At 67.1% G+C, this 15,625-nt stretch carries 13 protein-coding genes and 1 riboswitch; of the genes, 5 read left to right on the top strand and 8 right to left on the bottom strand.

All coding sequences use genetic code 11. The features are described 5' to 3' along the window. Nucleotides 1-27 precede the first annotated feature (27 nt). Complete coding sequence (gene ahcY / locus AC1DYS_RS26505) at nucleotides 28-1,449, bottom strand: adenosylhomocysteinase (protein ID WP_477904554.1); 1,422 nt, start codon at nucleotides 1,447-1,449, stop codon at nucleotides 28-30. An 80-nt stretch (nucleotides 1,450-1,529) separates the two neighbouring features. Continuing rightward, nucleotides 1,530-1,629, bottom strand: a riboswitch (S-adenosyl-L-homocysteine riboswitch). Nucleotides 1,630-1,755: 126 nt separating this feature from the next. Here ahcY and AC1DYS_RS26500 point away from each other — a divergent pair. Next, a complete protein-coding gene (locus tag AC1DYS_RS26500; protein ID WP_477904553.1) occupies nucleotides 1,756-2,565 on the top strand; it encodes an HAD family hydrolase in 810 nt (269 codons plus the stop codon). 5 nt (nucleotides 2,566-2,570) lie between these two features. Here the strand turns inward: AC1DYS_RS26500 and AC1DYS_RS26495 are convergent, their stop codons facing one another. Continuing rightward, the gene (locus AC1DYS_RS26495) at nucleotides 2,571-4,058 is read right to left on the bottom strand and encodes a M66 family metalloprotease (RefSeq protein ID WP_477904552.1); all 1,488 of its coding nucleotides are present in this window, start codon (nucleotides 4,056-4,058) and stop codon (nucleotides 2,571-2,573) included. Nucleotides 4,059-4,153: 95 nt separating this feature from the next. Between AC1DYS_RS26495 and AC1DYS_RS26490 the strand changes: the two genes are divergently transcribed. After that, a complete protein-coding gene (locus AC1DYS_RS26490) occupies nucleotides 4,154-4,429 on the top strand; it encodes a hypothetical protein (RefSeq protein ID WP_477904551.1) in 276 nt (91 codons plus the stop codon). 272 nt (nucleotides 4,430-4,701) lie between these two features. Here AC1DYS_RS26490 and AC1DYS_RS26485 read toward each other — a convergent pair whose 3' ends face one another. Continuing rightward, complete coding sequence (locus tag AC1DYS_RS26485; protein ID WP_477904550.1) at nucleotides 4,702-5,562, bottom strand: transglutaminase-like domain-containing protein; 861 nt, start codon at nucleotides 5,560-5,562, stop codon at nucleotides 4,702-4,704. Nucleotides 5,563-5,721: 159 nt separating this feature from the next. Between AC1DYS_RS26485 and AC1DYS_RS26480 the strand changes: the two genes are divergently transcribed. After that, nucleotides 5,722-6,660 carry an MBL fold metallo-hydrolase gene (locus tag AC1DYS_RS26480; RefSeq protein WP_477904549.1) on the top strand — a complete coding sequence of 313 codons (939 nt, stop codon included), beginning with the start codon at nucleotides 5,722-5,724 and terminating at the stop codon, nucleotides 6,658-6,660. Between the two features lie 23 nt (nucleotides 6,661-6,683). Here AC1DYS_RS26480 and AC1DYS_RS26475 read toward each other — a convergent pair whose 3' ends face one another. The 4 genes from AC1DYS_RS26475 to mprF form a co-directional block, all read right to left on the bottom strand. Further along, nucleotides 6,684-7,442: a hypothetical protein gene (locus tag AC1DYS_RS26475; protein ID WP_477904548.1), complete on the bottom strand. Its 759-nt coding sequence runs from the start codon at nucleotides 7,440-7,442 to the stop codon at nucleotides 6,684-6,686. 148 nt (nucleotides 7,443-7,590) lie between these two features. After that, complete coding sequence (locus AC1DYS_RS26470; RefSeq protein ID WP_477904547.1) at nucleotides 7,591-8,187, bottom strand: thymidine kinase; 597 nt, start codon at nucleotides 8,185-8,187, stop codon at nucleotides 7,591-7,593. A gap of 58 nt (nucleotides 8,188-8,245) precedes the next feature. Then, nucleotides 8,246-9,646, bottom strand: coding sequence for a virulence factor family protein (locus AC1DYS_RS26465; RefSeq protein WP_477904546.1), 1,401 nt, complete (start codon nucleotides 9,644-9,646; stop codon nucleotides 8,246-8,248). Continuing rightward, nucleotides 9,643-12,240 carry a bifunctional lysylphosphatidylglycerol flippase/synthetase MprF gene (gene mprF / locus AC1DYS_RS26460; RefSeq protein ID WP_477904545.1) on the bottom strand — a complete coding sequence of 866 codons (2,598 nt, stop codon included), beginning with the start codon at nucleotides 12,238-12,240 and terminating at the stop codon, nucleotides 9,643-9,645. Before mprF ends, AC1DYS_RS26465 begins: the two co-directional genes overlap by 4 nt. Nucleotides 12,241-12,441: 201 nt before the next feature. Here mprF and AC1DYS_RS26455 point away from each other — a divergent pair, with 201 nt between their 5' ends. After that, nucleotides 12,442-13,551 (top strand): beta/gamma crystallin-related protein, encoded by a 1,110-nt coding sequence (locus tag AC1DYS_RS26455; protein WP_477904544.1) that lies wholly within the window; start codon nucleotides 12,442-12,444, stop codon nucleotides 13,549-13,551. A 69-nt stretch (nucleotides 13,552-13,620) separates the two neighbouring features. Here AC1DYS_RS26455 and AC1DYS_RS26450 read toward each other — a convergent pair whose 3' ends face one another. After that, nucleotides 13,621-14,715, bottom strand: a complete 1,095-nt coding sequence (locus AC1DYS_RS26450) for a DNA glycosylase AlkZ-like family protein (protein WP_477904543.1) — start codon at nucleotides 14,713-14,715, stop codon at nucleotides 13,621-13,623. Nucleotides 14,716-14,832: 117 nt separating this feature from the next. Between AC1DYS_RS26450 and AC1DYS_RS26445 the strand changes: the two genes are divergently transcribed. Next, complete coding sequence (locus tag AC1DYS_RS26445; RefSeq protein ID WP_477904542.1) at nucleotides 14,833-15,597, top strand: SDR family oxidoreductase; 765 nt, start codon at nucleotides 14,833-14,835, stop codon at nucleotides 15,595-15,597. Nucleotides 15,598-15,625 lie beyond the last annotated feature (28 nt).

Here is a 15,625-nt window from a genome sequence, read left to right as displayed (position 1 = left end):
GGGGCAGGAGCGCAGCGACTGGGGGGCTTAATACCGATACGTATCAGGCTTGTACGGGCCTTGCTTTGGCACGCCGATGTACGCGGCTTGCTCGTCAGTCAGCTCCGTCAGCATCGCGCCGACCTTCTTCAGGTGCAGGCGAGCGACCTTCTCATCGAGGTGCTTGGGCAGCACGTACACCTTGCCGATGTCGTACGAATCGCTGTGCGTGAACAGCTCGATCTGCGCGATCGTCTGGTTCGCGAACGAGCTGCTCATCACGAAGCTCGGGTGGCCCGTGCCGCAGCCCAGGTTCACCAGGCGGCCCTTGGCCAGCATGATGATGCGCTTGCCGTCCGGGAAGATCACGTGGTCGACCTGCGGCTTGATCTCTTCCCAGGTGTACTTCTCGAGCGACGCGATGTCGATCTCGTTGTCGAAGTGGCCGATGTTGCAGACGATGGCCTGGTCCTTCATGGCCTTCATGTGGTCGTGCGTGATGATCGACTTGTTGCCGGTGGTCGTCACGAAGATGTCGGCCTTGTCGGCGGCGTACTCCATGGTCACGACCTTGTAGCCTTCCATCGCGGCCTGCAGGGCGTTGATGGGGTCGATCTCGGTCACCCACACCTGGGCGCTCAGGGCGCGCAGGGCTTGGGCAGAGCCCTTGCCCACGTCGCCGTAGCCTGCGACCACGGCCACCTTGCCGGCGATCATCACGTCGGTCGCACGCTTGATGCCGTCGACCAGCGACTCGCGGCAGCCGTACAGGTTGTCGAACTTGCTCTTGGTGACGCTGTCGTTCACGTTGATGGCGCGGAAGGGCAGCGTGCCCTTGGCGCTCATTTCCTTCAGGCGGTGCACCCCCGTCGTCGTCTCTTCAGTGACGCCGATGATCTGCGCGGCCTTGCGGGTGTACCAGGTCGGGTCGACGGCGAGCTTGGCCTTGATGGCGGCAAACAGGCAGGTCTCTTCTTCGCTGGACGGCTTGCTGATGACCGATGCGTCCTTCTCGGCCTTCTGGCCGAGGATCATCAACAGCGTGGCGTCGCCGCCGTCGTCGAGGATCATGTTCGGGCCTTCACCTTCAGAGCCCTTGGGGCCGAAGTCGAAGATGCGGTGGGTGAAGTCCCAGTACTCGGTCAGCGTCTCGCCCTTGTGCGCGAACACCGGCGTGCCCTTTTCGGCCAGTGCTGCAGCAGCGTGGTCTTGGGTCGAGAAGATGTTGCACGAGGCCCAGCGCACCGAGGCGCCGAGCGCTTGCAGCGTCTCGACCAGCACGGCGGTCTGGATGGTCATGTGGATGCTGCCGGTGATGCGTGCACCCTTGAGCGGCTGGCTCTTGGTGAACTCTTCGCGGATGGCCATCAGGCCGGGCATCTCGGTTTGGGCGATCTTGATTTCCTTGCGGCCCCAGGCGGCAAGGGACAGGTCGCGCACGGCGTGGTCGGTGTTGAGAACGGCGTTCATGTCAGGCTCCAGTCGATCAAGGAACCCGCACGCGGATCACAACAGGGGAAGTTCATCGACTCACCCACGAAGAACCAGCATGCGGGTGAGCGCAGTTGCAAGTGGCACGTTTGCCACTTTTCCGAGCCTGGGGCACACGCGCCATGTGGCGACTCGTGCCTTGCAACGCTCCTCGGAAAGTGGGGCGAATTGTAGTTCAGCACCCGGTCGATATCCAGGTCGTATTTCGCTATCACCCTCTCGCCAGTCTGCTTGACAGAGAATTTGCCGACCGGCTGGTTCCGGCCAGCCACACGAGGAAAGTTCATGCCTGACCTTCGTCCACGCCTTTGGGCCGAGCTGCCTGCCGAAGCGGCACGCGCTGTCACGGGCGTGCTGACCGACATCGACGACACGCTCACCACCCAGGGGGCGATCACACCCGATGCTCTGGCCGCGTTGCGGCGCTTGCGCGATGCCGGCCTGCCGGTCATTGCGATCACTGGCCGGCCGATGGGCTGGAGCATTCCATTCGCACACGCGTGGCCGGTGAATGCGATCGTGGCCGAGAACGGCTCGGTGGCGCTGTTCTGCGAAGGCGAGGTGCTGCACACCGAGTATTCGCAAGACGAGGCAACGCGCGAACACAACGCGCGCCGCCTGCGCGAAGTCGCGCAGCGTGTGCTGCGCGAGGTGCCGGGCGCCACGCTGTCGCAAGACAGCGCCGGCCGTGTGACCGACATCGCCATCGACCACAGCGAGTTCGCGCAACTGAGCACGGCGCAGATCGACGAGGTGGTGAAGGTGATGCGCGCCGAAGGCATGAATGCCACGGTGAGCTCGATCCACATCAACGGCTGGTTCGGCGACCACACCAAGCTCAGTGGCGCGCGCTGGGCCGTGCAGCGCCTGTTCGGCCGGCAGATCGATTCGGAACTAGCGGAGTGGGTCTACGTGGGTGACTCCACCAACGACCAGCTGATGTTCGGCCACTTCCCTCTGAGCGTCGGCGTGGCGAACGTGCTGCAGTTCAGCGCTCAGCTGCGCACCTGGCCAGCCTACATCACGCAGGGCGAACGCGGCGCAGGCTTTGCCGAAGTGGCCGAGACCGTGCTGTCTGCAAGAGCCGCGCGATGAGTTGACTAGCGCGCGAGCGGCACGCGCACCGTGTTCAGCCCGTCGGACAGGCTGAACTCAAAGCTGCCGCCGGCCGGCACGCTCGCCAACGGCAGCGACGCGGTGCCGCCTTGCAGGTCTTGCGCGAGCGTCGAACGCTGGGCACCGACGTGCGTGACCGTGAGATAGGGGTAGCGAGTGGCGTCCCAGCTCAGCTGCAGCGTGCCGTTCTTCTCTGTGACTTGCACCTGCGGCTTCGTGCTGGCTGCGCGTTCGGTTGCCTGGGTCGTGGATGCGGCCGTCGCCTTGGCTTCGCTTTGCAGCAGCGTCTGGCCATCTTTGAGGATGGTCATGCTGAAGATCGTGCCGGGGTGCGGGATGGTGAAGCCGAAGCGTTGGCTCGCGATGTGGTCGATCTGCTTGGTGGCAAACGAGTATTCCATCGTGCCTTGCGCGGAGACGATGCGCAGCAGGTAGGGCCCGGCGCTTGGCAGGCGCGCTTCGCCGTAGAGGGACTTGAGCGGCGTGAGGCCGACCTTGCCCGACTCGATCTGCCCGCTGACCAGCAACAGCTCTTGGGGGCCGGAGGCGACGCTGGCCGACGCCGCCTTCTCGGACTTCGCCGAGGGTGTGATGAAGACCTGCACCTTGCGGTAGTTGTAGTCGGAGAAGGTGTCTCCGCTGCAGTAGCTCATGATGTCGTGGATGTCGGTCTTCCTCGGGTCGATGAAGGTCTTGGACTCTGCGTTGTAGCCCCAGATGTAGCGGCCGGACGCGCCCAGTGTGGCATCGGCGTACGGGTACTGCGGGTCGGCGTCGCTCGGGCCACCGCAGGGGGCGTGCGCCAGGTCGAGGTTGTGGCCGATCTCATGGGTCATGGCTTCGCTCACGCTGGATGCGTTGCTCGGCATGTCGAAACCCACCGCCGCGTTGCCGGGCATGTAGCCCAGGCCGGCGAGGCCGTAGGTGCGCTTCGGCAAGAAGCCGAAGTAGTAGCTCTGGCTGGAAGCCTGCTCCAGCAGGTGCAGGTCGTCCAGCTCGGACAGCACCTTGTCGAAGGCCGAGCTCCAGTCCGATTCGGTGGTCGGCAGCGAGGTCACGCTTTTCGACACGTAGGTGGCATGCGTTTGCAGCGTCACGCTGGTTACCGGCATGCGGGCCTGCACATAGGTGTCGGCCTTGGCCACCACCTGGCCGGTGGTTCCGCCGATCTGCACCGGGATGGCGACGAGCTTCATCGCCATGCTGGCGCTCACACGCGGGTTGATCGTGGTGGCAGGCTGGCCGTTCGCGAGGCTGGCCGTGAGGCGCAGGCCGCTGACCACCAGATTCGCCGGCACGACGGCGCTGTACGAGTCGGTGAAGCTGGGTACTGCCGACACCGCGGTGGGCAGCTTGCCCGTGGGTGCCGTGAGCGCGATTGCTTGAACGAGCTGCCCGGTGGACGTCTCGACCCGCAGGCTGCCAGCGGGTTTGGCCTCCTGCTGCTGGGTGGTGGTGGCGTTGACCTTCACCAGAACCGCCTTGCCCGCGACCAGCACCAGGGCGCTGTCGGTGCTCGGGAAAAGCAGTGACTGCGCGAGCTCGATGTTGGCGATGCGCGCCGACGATGTGGCCGGAGCCGGAGCCGGAGCCGGAGCCGGAGCAGGAGCAGGAGCAGGAGCAGGAGCAGGAGCAGGAGCAGGAGCAGGAGCAGGGCTGGGTGCTGGTGCTGGTGCTGGTGCTGGTGCAGGTGCTGGTGCTGGTGCTGGTGCAGGTGCAGGTGCAGGTGCAGGTGCAGGTGCAGGTGCAGGTGCAGGTGCAGGTGCAGGTGCAGGTGCAGGTGTCGAACTCGCCGGGATCGGTGTGGACGGCGCGGAGTCATTGCTGCCTCCGCAGGCGGTGAGGGCCACCGCGGCGCTGATGGCGCTCAGCAGCTGCAATCGAGGCGCACGTGCGGGCTTCAGTGGCGGCTTGGGCAAGCCCGCGACGAGGGTGATGTTCTTCATTGTTTGATCCCGGGGCCTAACGGTTTTTCGACAGACCGTATTGTTGGCCGGGGATGCGCAGCACCTCGCTACAGACTGTAAAGAGTCCCTCGAATCCAGCACTTTTGCGCACAGGCGGCGGGTGAACTCCGTGCGTTATTCACGGGCCGACTCCGACACAAGGTCAAGCTCAAGGCGCAGGCGAGATCAGCGGCGCCATGCTGGTCATGGTGGCCGGCCCGAAGATGGTGGCGAAGGCCACGTCTTTCGCGTCGCGGCCCATCGCAATGCGCACCAGCGAGTCGACCGATGCCATGCGCGTCGCATCGAACATCACCCATTCGCCGCCCAGCCAGGCTTCGAACACGGCATGGAAATCGGGCGGCGGCTCGTCGAATTGCGAGTAGCCCACCACCAGCCGCGCCGGGATGTTGATGGCGCGGCAGAAGGTCACGCCCAGGTGCGAGAAGTCGCGGCACACGCCGGCGCGGTTGCGGAACACATCGCAGGCCGTGGTGGTGGCGTTGCTCGAGCCCAGGGTGTAATCGACGTTTTCGTAGATCCAGTCGGCGATGGCCTGCACGCGCGAGTAGCCTTGTGGCAAGCCACCGAAGATCTTCTGCGCCGCATGCGACAGCAGGTCGGATTCGCAGTAGCGCGTGGGCATCAGGTTGTGCAGCACCGAGTCGGGCAGCTCGGCGATCGGCATCTCGGGTGCGCTCGTGTCGCGCGGCTTGACGGTGCGCCGCACCTGCGCGCGGTAGTGCAGCGCGAGTTCGCCGGCCTGCGCCTGCAGCCGCATGAAGCGGTGGCCGATGGTCGGGTCTTCGTAGGTATGGGCTGTCAGCGCGGGCATGATGTCCAGCGATTCGTTCAGCACCTCCTGGTCCATGCCATGCAACGCATGAATCTGGAACAGGAAGTCGGCCATGCCGCTGAGCTGGTAGTTCAGCTTGCAGTCGATGTCGAACACCTGCTCTTTGCCTTTGCCCTCACCCTTGTCGGCAGCGGGTGGCTTGGCAGCGGCAGGCGGGGTCAGCACGGCACTCATGGCAGAACTTTCAAAGGCAGTTGTGGAGCCTGCATTCAACCGTGCATGGTGGCTTCGCCCCATCGGCCTGTCACCGTTTCGCAGGTAGGACAACGGCGCGCACCGTGGCTGTGCACAATGGCCCGGTATGTCTGAAACCACCCTTCCGCGAGACGACACATGATGCTGCGCGATCACCCGGCGCTCGCCGGGCTCACGGTGCTCGAGCGTGGCTGGCTGTCGTCGAACAATGTGCTCGTCCACCCGCAAGGCGACGAGGCTGGCGCCACCCTGATCGACAGCGGCCATGTGGCGCACAGCGAGCAGACCGTGGCGCTGATCAGGCACAGCCTGCAAGGCCGGGCGCTCGCACGCGTTGTCAACACACACCTGCATTCCGATCACTGCGGCGGCAATGCCGCCTTGCAGCGAGCCTTCGGTGCCCAGGTGTTCGTGCCACCGGGCCAGGCCGAAGCGGTGCGCACCTGGGACACACAGGCCCTGAGCTACGCGCCCTCCGGCCAGCGCTGCGAGCGCTTTGTGTTGCATGGCGTGTTGTCGCCCGGCGACTTGCTGGACGCAGGTGGGCGGCAGTTCGAAGTGCTGGCGGCACCGGGCCACGACCCTCACTCGGTGGTTCTGTTTGACCGTCATCACGGCTTGCTGATTTCGGCCGACGCGCTGTGGGAGAACGGCTTCGGCGTCGTCTTCCCGGAGCTCGAAGGTGAGTCAGCCTTCGACGACGTGGGCGCCGTGCTCGACCTGATCGAGAAACTGCCGGTGACGCTGGTGGTGCCCGGGCACGGCGGCGTATTCAGCGATGTGCCGGCTGCCTTGTCGCGCGCACGTTCCCGCCTCGCAGCGTTCAAGGCCAACCCGTTGCGCCATGCGCGCTATGCCGCCAAGGTTCTGTTGAGCTATCACCTGCTGGAAGAACACAGCACCACGCTCGCGCACCTGCGTGAGTGGGCCGAGCGCACGCCGCTCTTCCTCAGCGTGTGGAGCCAGGCGGGTTCGAGCGAGTCCGAGGCGCCCGGTGCGTGGAGCGATCTGCTCGTGGGCGAACTGGTGGCGGGTGGCGTTGCGCGCCGTGTCGGTGACGAGGTGGTGGCAGCGTGAAGCCGCTTCGAGCCTGGGGCTGCTTACAGCCTCGGCCCGCGCGGCAAGCCGGCTTCGTCGTAGGCCCTGCGGTGTGCGGCCCACGCCCATGCCCAGCCGGCCAGGGGAACGAGCAGCAGTGCGCACAGCCAGGGCCAGTTGTCCAACAGGAAGCTGAACGTGTCCGATGTGCTCACGTCCTTGACGACAGGCGCCTCGCTGGGCGGGGTGGGCGCAGGCGCAGCCGGAATGCTTTCCGTGGCACCCGCCGCCGCGACGTCGTTGATGCCGACGCTGGTGGTCGTGTTCTTTGGTGGATCGGGTACTGGAACGGCTGCGGATGCCGGCTCAGCCACGCGTGCCACAGCCCGCGGTGTGAGGCCAGGCGCTGACGCAGGTGCGGGCCGGGTCGCTGGGAGAGTGGGGGTGTTCAGAGCCCGCTTGGCCGGCTCTTCGGTCGCTGTGGTCGACGGCAGCGCATCGGGTGCGCTGGCTCCAGCCGTCGCCGATGGCGACCCGCCACCAAAGCGCCGATAGAGGACCTTGTACGCGCCGCAGGTTCCGATGGCCTTGGCGCCTGCAGGCACCGGCGCGTCGGACGGCACGCCCTCCATCGAGAAGCCGCGTATTTCGGGCGGAATGCGCGCCGCCAACGTGGCCTTCAGCTGCTCGCAGGCAGGGGTCTGCGCCTGTGCGCCAGCGACCGGCAGCATCAACGCCACCAGCCATGCAGCCGCCGCAGACATACGGGCCAGATGACCGCTGATGTCGGATCGATGGGAGGGGCTGCGTGTCGCGTGCATGACTTGCAGCCATTCTCGCGCGAGCATGCCCAGAGAGAGATTGGGGTTGACCGGGGTCAGCCCTTCATTTGGAAACGGGGCGTGTCCAGGCCCCGTGCGTCGGCGTCGCAACTCGTTGCGTCTGCGCGAGCCGGCACACTCAGCAGGCTCAGGCAAACAGGCCCGGCGCCGCGTCGGGCCCGAGCTCGTCGTCCTGGTAGTAGCAGGCCGGGCAGATGGCGCGGTAGCGGTCGTTGCCGCCGATGAACACCTGCTCGCCTTCGCGCACGCGTTGGCCGTTGGCATCGATGCGCAGGTTGAACGTCGCCTTGCGGCCGCAGGCGCAGACCGACTTCATCTCTTCGATGTCATCGGCGAGCGTGAGCAGTGCTGCCGCGCCGGCAAAGGCCTCGGCGCGGAAGTCGCTGCGCAGCCCGTAGCAGACCACGGGCACGCCGTCGACGTGCGCGAGGCGGTGCAGCTGGCGCACCTGTTCGGGCGCGAGGAACTGCGCTTCGTCGATCAACAGGCAGGCGATGTTGTCGCCCAGGTGGCTGCGCAGGAACTCGGTGTCCGGGCCGAAGGTCTCGGCCTCGCGCGACATGCCCAGCCGCGACGAGATCACGCCCTTGCCGGCGCGCAAATCCAGCCCCGCCGTGAAGAGGCGCACTTTCATGCCGCGCTCTTCGTAGTTGTGCGCCGCCTGCAGCAGTGCGGTGGACTTGCCCGCGTTCATCGCCGCGTAGCGAAAGTGCAGTTTGGCCATGGCGCAGTGTCTTGCTTCGATCCGACGAGATGAATGAGGGGTGACGACGCAAGCCGCCTCAACGCCCCACCGCCTCCAGCAGCAGGGTCGCCAGCTTCTCGTAGTCGCCCCCGAAGTGATGCCCGCCGGTCAGCGGCATCGCGCGTGCATGCGTGGGCGCGATCAGCGGGCACAGCGAATTTTTCTCGCTCAGGCCGTAGACGCACACCGTGTCGGCGGCCAGGAGCTTGTGCGCTTCAGGGGCGATCGGTTTGTCGCCGCTTGGGCCGAGCCAGTTGGAAAGGTGAAATTCGAACGAGGCCTTCTGGCCGGGGCCGAGCAGGGCAGAGAGCTTCACGCTGGCACGTGTGGCAGCGGGCAGTCGGTTGATCGCGAAGGGCAGCACGTCGGCGCCCTGCGAGTAGCCGACGAGGATCACCTCGCTGCGCTTCCAGCGGTCGGCGTAGTAGCGGACCATGCGGTCGAGGTCAGCGGCCAGGCCGTCGGGCGTGCGGGCCTTCCAGAAGTAGCGCAGCGAGTCGAGCCCGACCACCGGCACGTTCTGCGCCACAAACGCCGCAGCCAGTCCCTTGTCGATGCCAGCCCAGCCGCCGTCACCCGACAGCAGCACGACGAAGCGTGTGCCGCTCCCCTTGACCGGCTCTTCCACCAGCGGCAGGTCCGACAGCTGCGAGGGCGGCGGCGCCATCGCCACCTGGCTGACCGCGAGCTTGGTGTACGCGGCCTCAAATGCGGAAGGCGAAGCTGCAACCCAGCTCGCCTGCGGCACGCGCTGCACGAAAGCCTGTGCCGACTCCAGTGGGCACGCAGCCTCATCGCCGGCTTGCACCGCCGACCACGGCGCGGTGAGTGACGCAGCCGGCAGCAACTCGACGCCGGGCACCCCCTTCGGCGGCACCTGCCAACGCAAAGCGTTCGAGACGCACATCGGCGTGGAGAAGGCGAGGCGAGGGCAGAAGCCCACCGAAAGCGCGGCAGAGAAAGTGCCCGCTGGCGCTTGCGCCAGCACCGCGTAGGCGAACGCTGCGGCGCCGTCCGAGCCCACGAGCATCGGCAACAGATAGGTCGGCAACTGCTCGGAGGCTTGCAGGTGGCGAGACAGGTTCTCGAATGCGCCGGGCGCATAGGTGCACTTGCCGTCCTGCGTTTCCAGCTTCTTGTAGAACGGCGCCACCGGGATGGCAGCCACCATCGCGCCGGCATCGACCATGGTGCGGATCATCTGCAGCTCGGCCGCATTCGGCGCCGTGTTGTCCGACAGCAGCATCACGAACTGCCGTGCCGGCCCCGCGGGGCGGAACATCTGGATGCCACTGAAGAGTCCGTGTGAGATGCCGGGTAGCTGCGCTTGCGCCTTCGCTGGGGTCGGCTTCAGTTTCAAGGTTTGCGCGTGCGCCGGCGGCGGGGCTGTCCCCAACAGCACGGTCACCAAGGCCAGCATGCCGATTGCGGCTCTCATTTCGCGATCACTCCCTTGACGCCGCCGCCGATGAGCGCTGCCACGTCGGCCAGCACGAACATCGGCCCGAGGCCTGGGGGCGCGGCCAGGTAGCGGGCTTCCCACACCGGCTCGAACTTGTCCTTGAAGCTGTGCAGCCCGCGGAAATTGTAGAAGCGGTCTCCGTACTCGAACAGCAGCCGGCCCAGGCGCTGCCAGCGAGGCGCCTGCCGGCGCTCGGCCATGCCTGCCATGGGCGACATGCCGAGGCCGAAGCGCTGGTAGCCCTCGGCCTGCAGGTGCAGCATGATCTTGGCGAACAAGAAGTCCATGGTGCCGGGCGGCGCATCGGGCAGGTAGCGCATGAGGTCGAGGCTGGCTTCTTCGCGGGTGTCGGTGGTCAACAGGTTGGCGAAGGCAATGATGCGGCCTTCTCGCCGCACGATGGCGACCGGCAGCTGGCGCAGGTAGTCTTCATCGAAGCGGCCGACCGAGAAGCCTTTTTCGCGCGTGCGCTGCTGGGCGAGCCAGGCGTCGGACACCTCGCGCAGTTCAGGCAGCAAGGCAGCCACCTGCTCGGGCAGCACGAGTTCGAAAACCAGGCCTTCGCGTTCGCCGCGGTTCACACCCGAGCGCAGGTTGGCACGCTTCGCACCCTTGAGGTTGAAGTCGGGCAGCGGCACGTGCGCGTACTCGCCCAGCTTCAGCGCATGCAGCCCGCAATCGAGGTACAGCGGCAGCGTGGCCGGGCGCACCTGGTAGAACGCCGCGCGGCCGCCATGGTCCGTGGCCACCTCGATGAACTGCCACACCAGGTCGGGCCATTCGCGGCTGTCGCCGAAGGGGCCGTAGAGCGACACCCACGAGCGGCCCTGCTTGCCGAACATGATGAAGCTCTTGCCCGAAGGCGAGAACATCAGGTGCTTGTCGCCGACGAGCGCGTAGCAGGCGTCAGACGCCGGGTTGCTGCGCGCGATGGCAGCGGCCCGCGCGATCTCTTCGGCAGTCGGCTCCGCCAGTTCGCCGGCGGGTGGGCGCAGCAGTTGCCACAGGCCGTACGCCAGCGCGATGAGCGCGATGCCGGTGAGTGCGCGCAGCGAGCGCGGGGCCTGGCCATCGAGTTCGAACTGCCACCAGAGCTGGTTGCTGTAGCCCACCTCCTGGTAGGCGAAGAACAGCACCCACACGCAGGCAATGAGCACACCGCCGAGCGCCAGCAGCCACTGCGGCTCCAGGTGCTGCGCAAAGAGCGATGAACGGCGGTCGAACTGGCGGCGCGAGATCACCAGCAGCAACGCCAGCGTGGTGAGCATCGCGGCCTCCGTCACCGCGATGCCCTTGGGCAAGGCCAGCACCGCGGCGATGACCGACAGCACGAGCGCGGCCCACCAGGCGGCGTCGAGCTGGTGCAGCAGCCCGCGTGCCACGAGCAGCAGGCCGAGCCCCGCCACGCTGCCCAGGAAGTGCGAGGCCTCGATGATGGGCAGGGGCATGTGCAACTGCACGAGGATCTCGCGTGCGTCTTCGGTGAAGGGGGTCACGCCCGACACCATCAACCACAGGCCCGCGATGAGCGTGAGCGCCGCCATCAGGCGTGGGCTCAGGTGCACCGCCATGCGGCCCACCGGCGCCGCCACGCCTGAGCGCAGCTCGTAGGCGATGAGCATGCCGGTCGCGAGGATCAGCGGCAGCACGTAGTAGATGCCGCGGTTGAGCAGCAGCGCGCCCAGCATCGCGTCGCTCGGCACCGTGCCGGCGCTGGCCAGCAGCATCACTGCCTCGAACACGCCCACGCCGCCGGGCACGTGGCTGATGATGCCCGCGGTGATGGCGATGGCGTAGAACGCGACGAAGGTTGGCAGCGCGATGTGGTTGGACGGGATGAGAAACCACAAGGCCGCCGCCGACGCGGCGAGTTCTGCGGCCGAGATCACCAGCTGGCGCAGCGCCAGCTCGGCCGTGGGCAGGCGCATGCTCCAGCGGCCCAGGCGCAGCGTGCGCCGCTTCGTGCACAGCCAGATGAACGCGGCCAGCCCGGCCAGCATCAGCCCGGCGAGGATGCGCAGCGCTGTGGCGCCGGTGTGCAGCAAGGCGGCCACTTCGTCAGCGCCCCACAGCAGGCCGAGCGCACCGAACACCATCATGCCCAGACCGAAGGCGGCCGCATTGAAGACGATCACGCGTGCGATCTGCGGTGGCTCCAGACCCGCGGCCGCGTAGAGCCGCATGCGCACCGCCCCGCCCGACAGCGGCCCGAGGCCGATGGTGTTCGACAGCGCATAGGCCACGAACGAGGTGAGCAGCACCGTGTTGCGAGCGACCTTGGCGCCGGCGTAGCGCAGCGAAGAAGCGTCGTAACCGGTGAGTGCCAGGTAGCTGAGCGCCGTGGCGATCAACGCAGCAGCGATGTGGGCTGCCGGTGTGGCGGCCACCGCGCTCATCACGTGGGCATAGCGCACTTCGCGCAGCAAGCCCTGCAACGCCATGCCGATGGCCAGCGCCAGCGCCAGGCCGGCCGCGCCCAGCAGCCAGGGCCGCAGGCGCGGCCACCATGCGCTCAGCCGGGCGGCGGTCGGAGCCGGGGTGGCAACGGATGCCGGTTCGGGGTGAAGCACGGGATAGAAGGTCTCGAAATCGATGCTGGGCGAGTATTTGAGCAGAGTGCGGCGGGGTTTTGCCCGGATCAGCCCCAGCGCGGCTACAGATCTTTACGCTCGGGCGGCCCTTGAATCTGTCGGCGGCCGGTACGGATGGGGCGTTGTGATGGGCGAGGCCGGCCTTCGTCCGACGCTTCACGACCCGAGGACAATCACTCCATGAATCACATTCTCAAATCAGTGCTGGCCCTCCTGGCCGCCATGTTTGCAGTGCACGCTTCGGCGCAGGTCACGTTCTACGAACACGAGAACTTCGAGGGCCGCGCCTTCACGACGCAGCGGCCGGTGGACAACTTCAACCGCCTGGGCTTCAACGACCGCGCCTCGTCGGTGGTGGTGAGCGGCGGGGCCTGGGAGGTCTGCGACGACTCCGACTTCCACGGCCAGTGCCTGATCCTGCGGCCGGGCAACTACCCTTCGCTGCGCGCGATGAACATGAACAACCGCCTCTCGTCGGCACGCGCCATCCGCGGCGAACGCCCGCGCGATGAAGGCCGCTATGCCCCGCCGCCGCTGCCGGGTCAGATCACCTTCTTCGAGCACGACGGCTTCCATGGCCGCTCGTTCGTGGCGCAAGGCGAGGTCAACGACTTCCGCCGCTACGGCTTCAACGACCGCGCGTCATCGGTGATGGTGCTGGGCGACCGTTGGGAGGTTTGCGACAACATCAACTTCAGCGGCCGTTGCGCGATCCTGCGCCCCGGGCGCTACCCCGATCTGGGCGCAATGGGCCTCAATGACCGCGTGTCGTCGGTGCGCATGTTGCGCAGCACGGTCGCCGTCGACGATGGCCGTTATGCACCGCGCCCGGTGCCGGCCTACGACTGGCGCCGTCGCCCGCAAGAGCGCCTCTATGAAGCGGATGTGACCGCGGTCAACGCCGTCTACGCCACGCCGCAGCAGCGCTGCTGGGTCGAGCGCGAGCAGGTGGTGCAGGAGCAGCGCGGCCAGCCCAACGTGGGCGGTGCGGTGATCGGCGGCATTCTGGGCGGCATCCTCGGCCACCAGGTCGGCAGCGGCTCGGGCCGTGACGTCGCCACCGTGGGCGGCGCCGTTGCCGGTGCTGCGATCGGTGCCAACGTGGGCGTCGACCGCGGCCAGGTGGTGTCGTCACGCGACGTGCAGCGCTGCGCGCCCGCCGCCGTGCAAGGTCGCCCCGAGTACTGGGACGTGACCTACTTCTTCCGCGGGGTCGAGCACCACGTGCAGGCCACTTCGCCTCCGGGCCGCAGCGTCACCGTCAACGGCGACGGCGAACCGCGCTTGTGATCTGTTTGTGAGGCAGCGCCCCTCGCCCGCGGGTGAGGGGCGTTGGTACCGATCACTCGGCGGCGGTGCTCAGTCGCGCAACCCCAGAAACACCTTCATGCGTTCCAGCTCCTCCGCCCAGGCTTCTCGATAGGCCGCATCGCGTGGTGGATTGCCGACGAAGCCGAGTTGGTGCTTCAGCTTGCCGTTGACCATCGACAGGTTGCCCCAGCCGATCACCTGCTCGTCCCACAGCAGCGGCAGCGCGTAGTAGCCCAGCTTGCGCTGCGGTTCTGGCGTGTAGGCCTCGAACTTGTACGTCCAGCCCCACAGCAACTCGAAGCGCGTGCGGTCCCACACCACGGGGTCGAAGGGGGCGAGCAGGCGCACCTGGTCGTCGGGTGCATGGCGGCGCGAAGCCGGGTTTTCGTCGGCGGGCCAGTACCACGTCACCCCATCGAGCTGCACGCTTGACAGGTGCTCGCGCGCCAGCCGCATGGCGGCCTGAGTGTGCTCGGCAAGGTGCGGCGCGCCGTAGCGCAGCAGGCGTGTGAGGTAGGTCAGGCTGCTGGCCGGCAAGGGCGCGTACTTGCGCACCACGAGTTCGAGCAGTGCAGCCGAACGTTTCATCTGCGCCGCGGGGCTGTCGTCGCCCGGCGCATGGGCTGCGAGTTCGTAGACGCGCGTGCCGCCGTCACGCCGGGCCACGCGCAGCAGGCCGCGGTAGTGCATGCCGTCGAGCAGGTGCGTGGTGGCGTTGGACGAGCCGCCCCAGTAGTTCGTCACGCGGCCGTGGGCAAAGTGTTCGTCGACCTCGCGCGGGTGCACGCGGCCGCGTTCGCGGATGAACGCGAGCACGTCGGCAGCTTTGCCCTGCGTGGCCTTGTCCCACACCTTGGAGGCCACGCGCGGGTGCATCAGCGCCAGGTGCTCGCGCGGCAGGAAGCCGTAGTTCACGAGGCAGTCTTCTTCCACCGCGAGGCGCGGATAGCGGCGCTCCAGGTCACCGGCGCGATAGTCTTTCACGCGGTGGCGCAGCGTGAGGTCTTGCGCTCGCGCCGGGGCGCGGATCGGGTCGGCTTGCACGAAGCCGAGCTTCTTGATCGCCTGCGGCAAGGTGGTGGGTTTGAAGAGCGTGCGCGCCACCGCGTAGCGGCGCAAATCGTCGAGGCTGATCTTGGGCATGTGGCAATTCTCGTTGTTGTGATGTGCGCTGGCAGCGCGATGCACGCGTCCGAAAGTGGCGAGACGCCGAGGTGCTGCCGCATGAGCATTCACGCCTCATCCACAACGGGAGAAGACATGAATGCATTGAACGGAAAGGTGGCCATCGTGACCGGTGCGAGCTCGGGCATCGGCCATGCAACGGCCAAGTTGTTTGCGCGCGAAGGCGCCAAGGTGATCGTGGCCGCACGCCGCCTCAAGGAGTTGAACGCGCTCGTCGACCACATCGTCACCGCAGGCGGTGAAGCCGTCGCATTGGCCGGCGACGTGAGCGACGAGCGCTTCGCGCAAGCCCTGGTGGCGCTGGCCACCGAGCGCTACGGTGGCCTGGACGTCGCCTTCAACAACGCTGGCGTGCTGGGAGAGATGGCACGCTTGCCTGAACTCTCACGCGACGCGTGGGCGCACACCATCGACACCAACCTCACCAGCGCCTTCCTGGGTGCGAAGTACCAGATCCCGGCGATGGTGGCGCGCGGGGGCGGTTCGGTGATCTTCACTTCGAGCTTCATCGGCCACACGGTCGGCTTTCCGGGCATGGCCGCGTACGCCGCAAGCAAGGCCGGCACGGTGGCGCTGGCACAGGTGATCGCCGTCGAGTTCGGCACCCAGGGCATTCGCGCGAATGCACTGCTCCCCGGCGGAACCGACACGCCAGCCGGCGAGACGGTGATGAACACGCCGGAGGCGCGCAGCTTCATCGAGAGCCTGTTCGCCCTCAAGCGCATCGCGGTGCCGGACGAGATCGCCAAGGCAGCGCTCTTCCTGGCGTCCGACGCGTCGTCGTTCGTCACCGGCACGGCGCTGCTGGCCGACGGCGGCGTGTCGATCAACCGGACCTGAGCACTCCGTCGGCCGACCGCTCCAGCTG

The organism is Rhizobacter sp. P2_G4, from assembly GCF_056403575.1.
The sequence above is the reverse complement of the archived record's forward strand: the minus strand, read 5'-3'. Positions and strand labels throughout refer to the sequence as shown.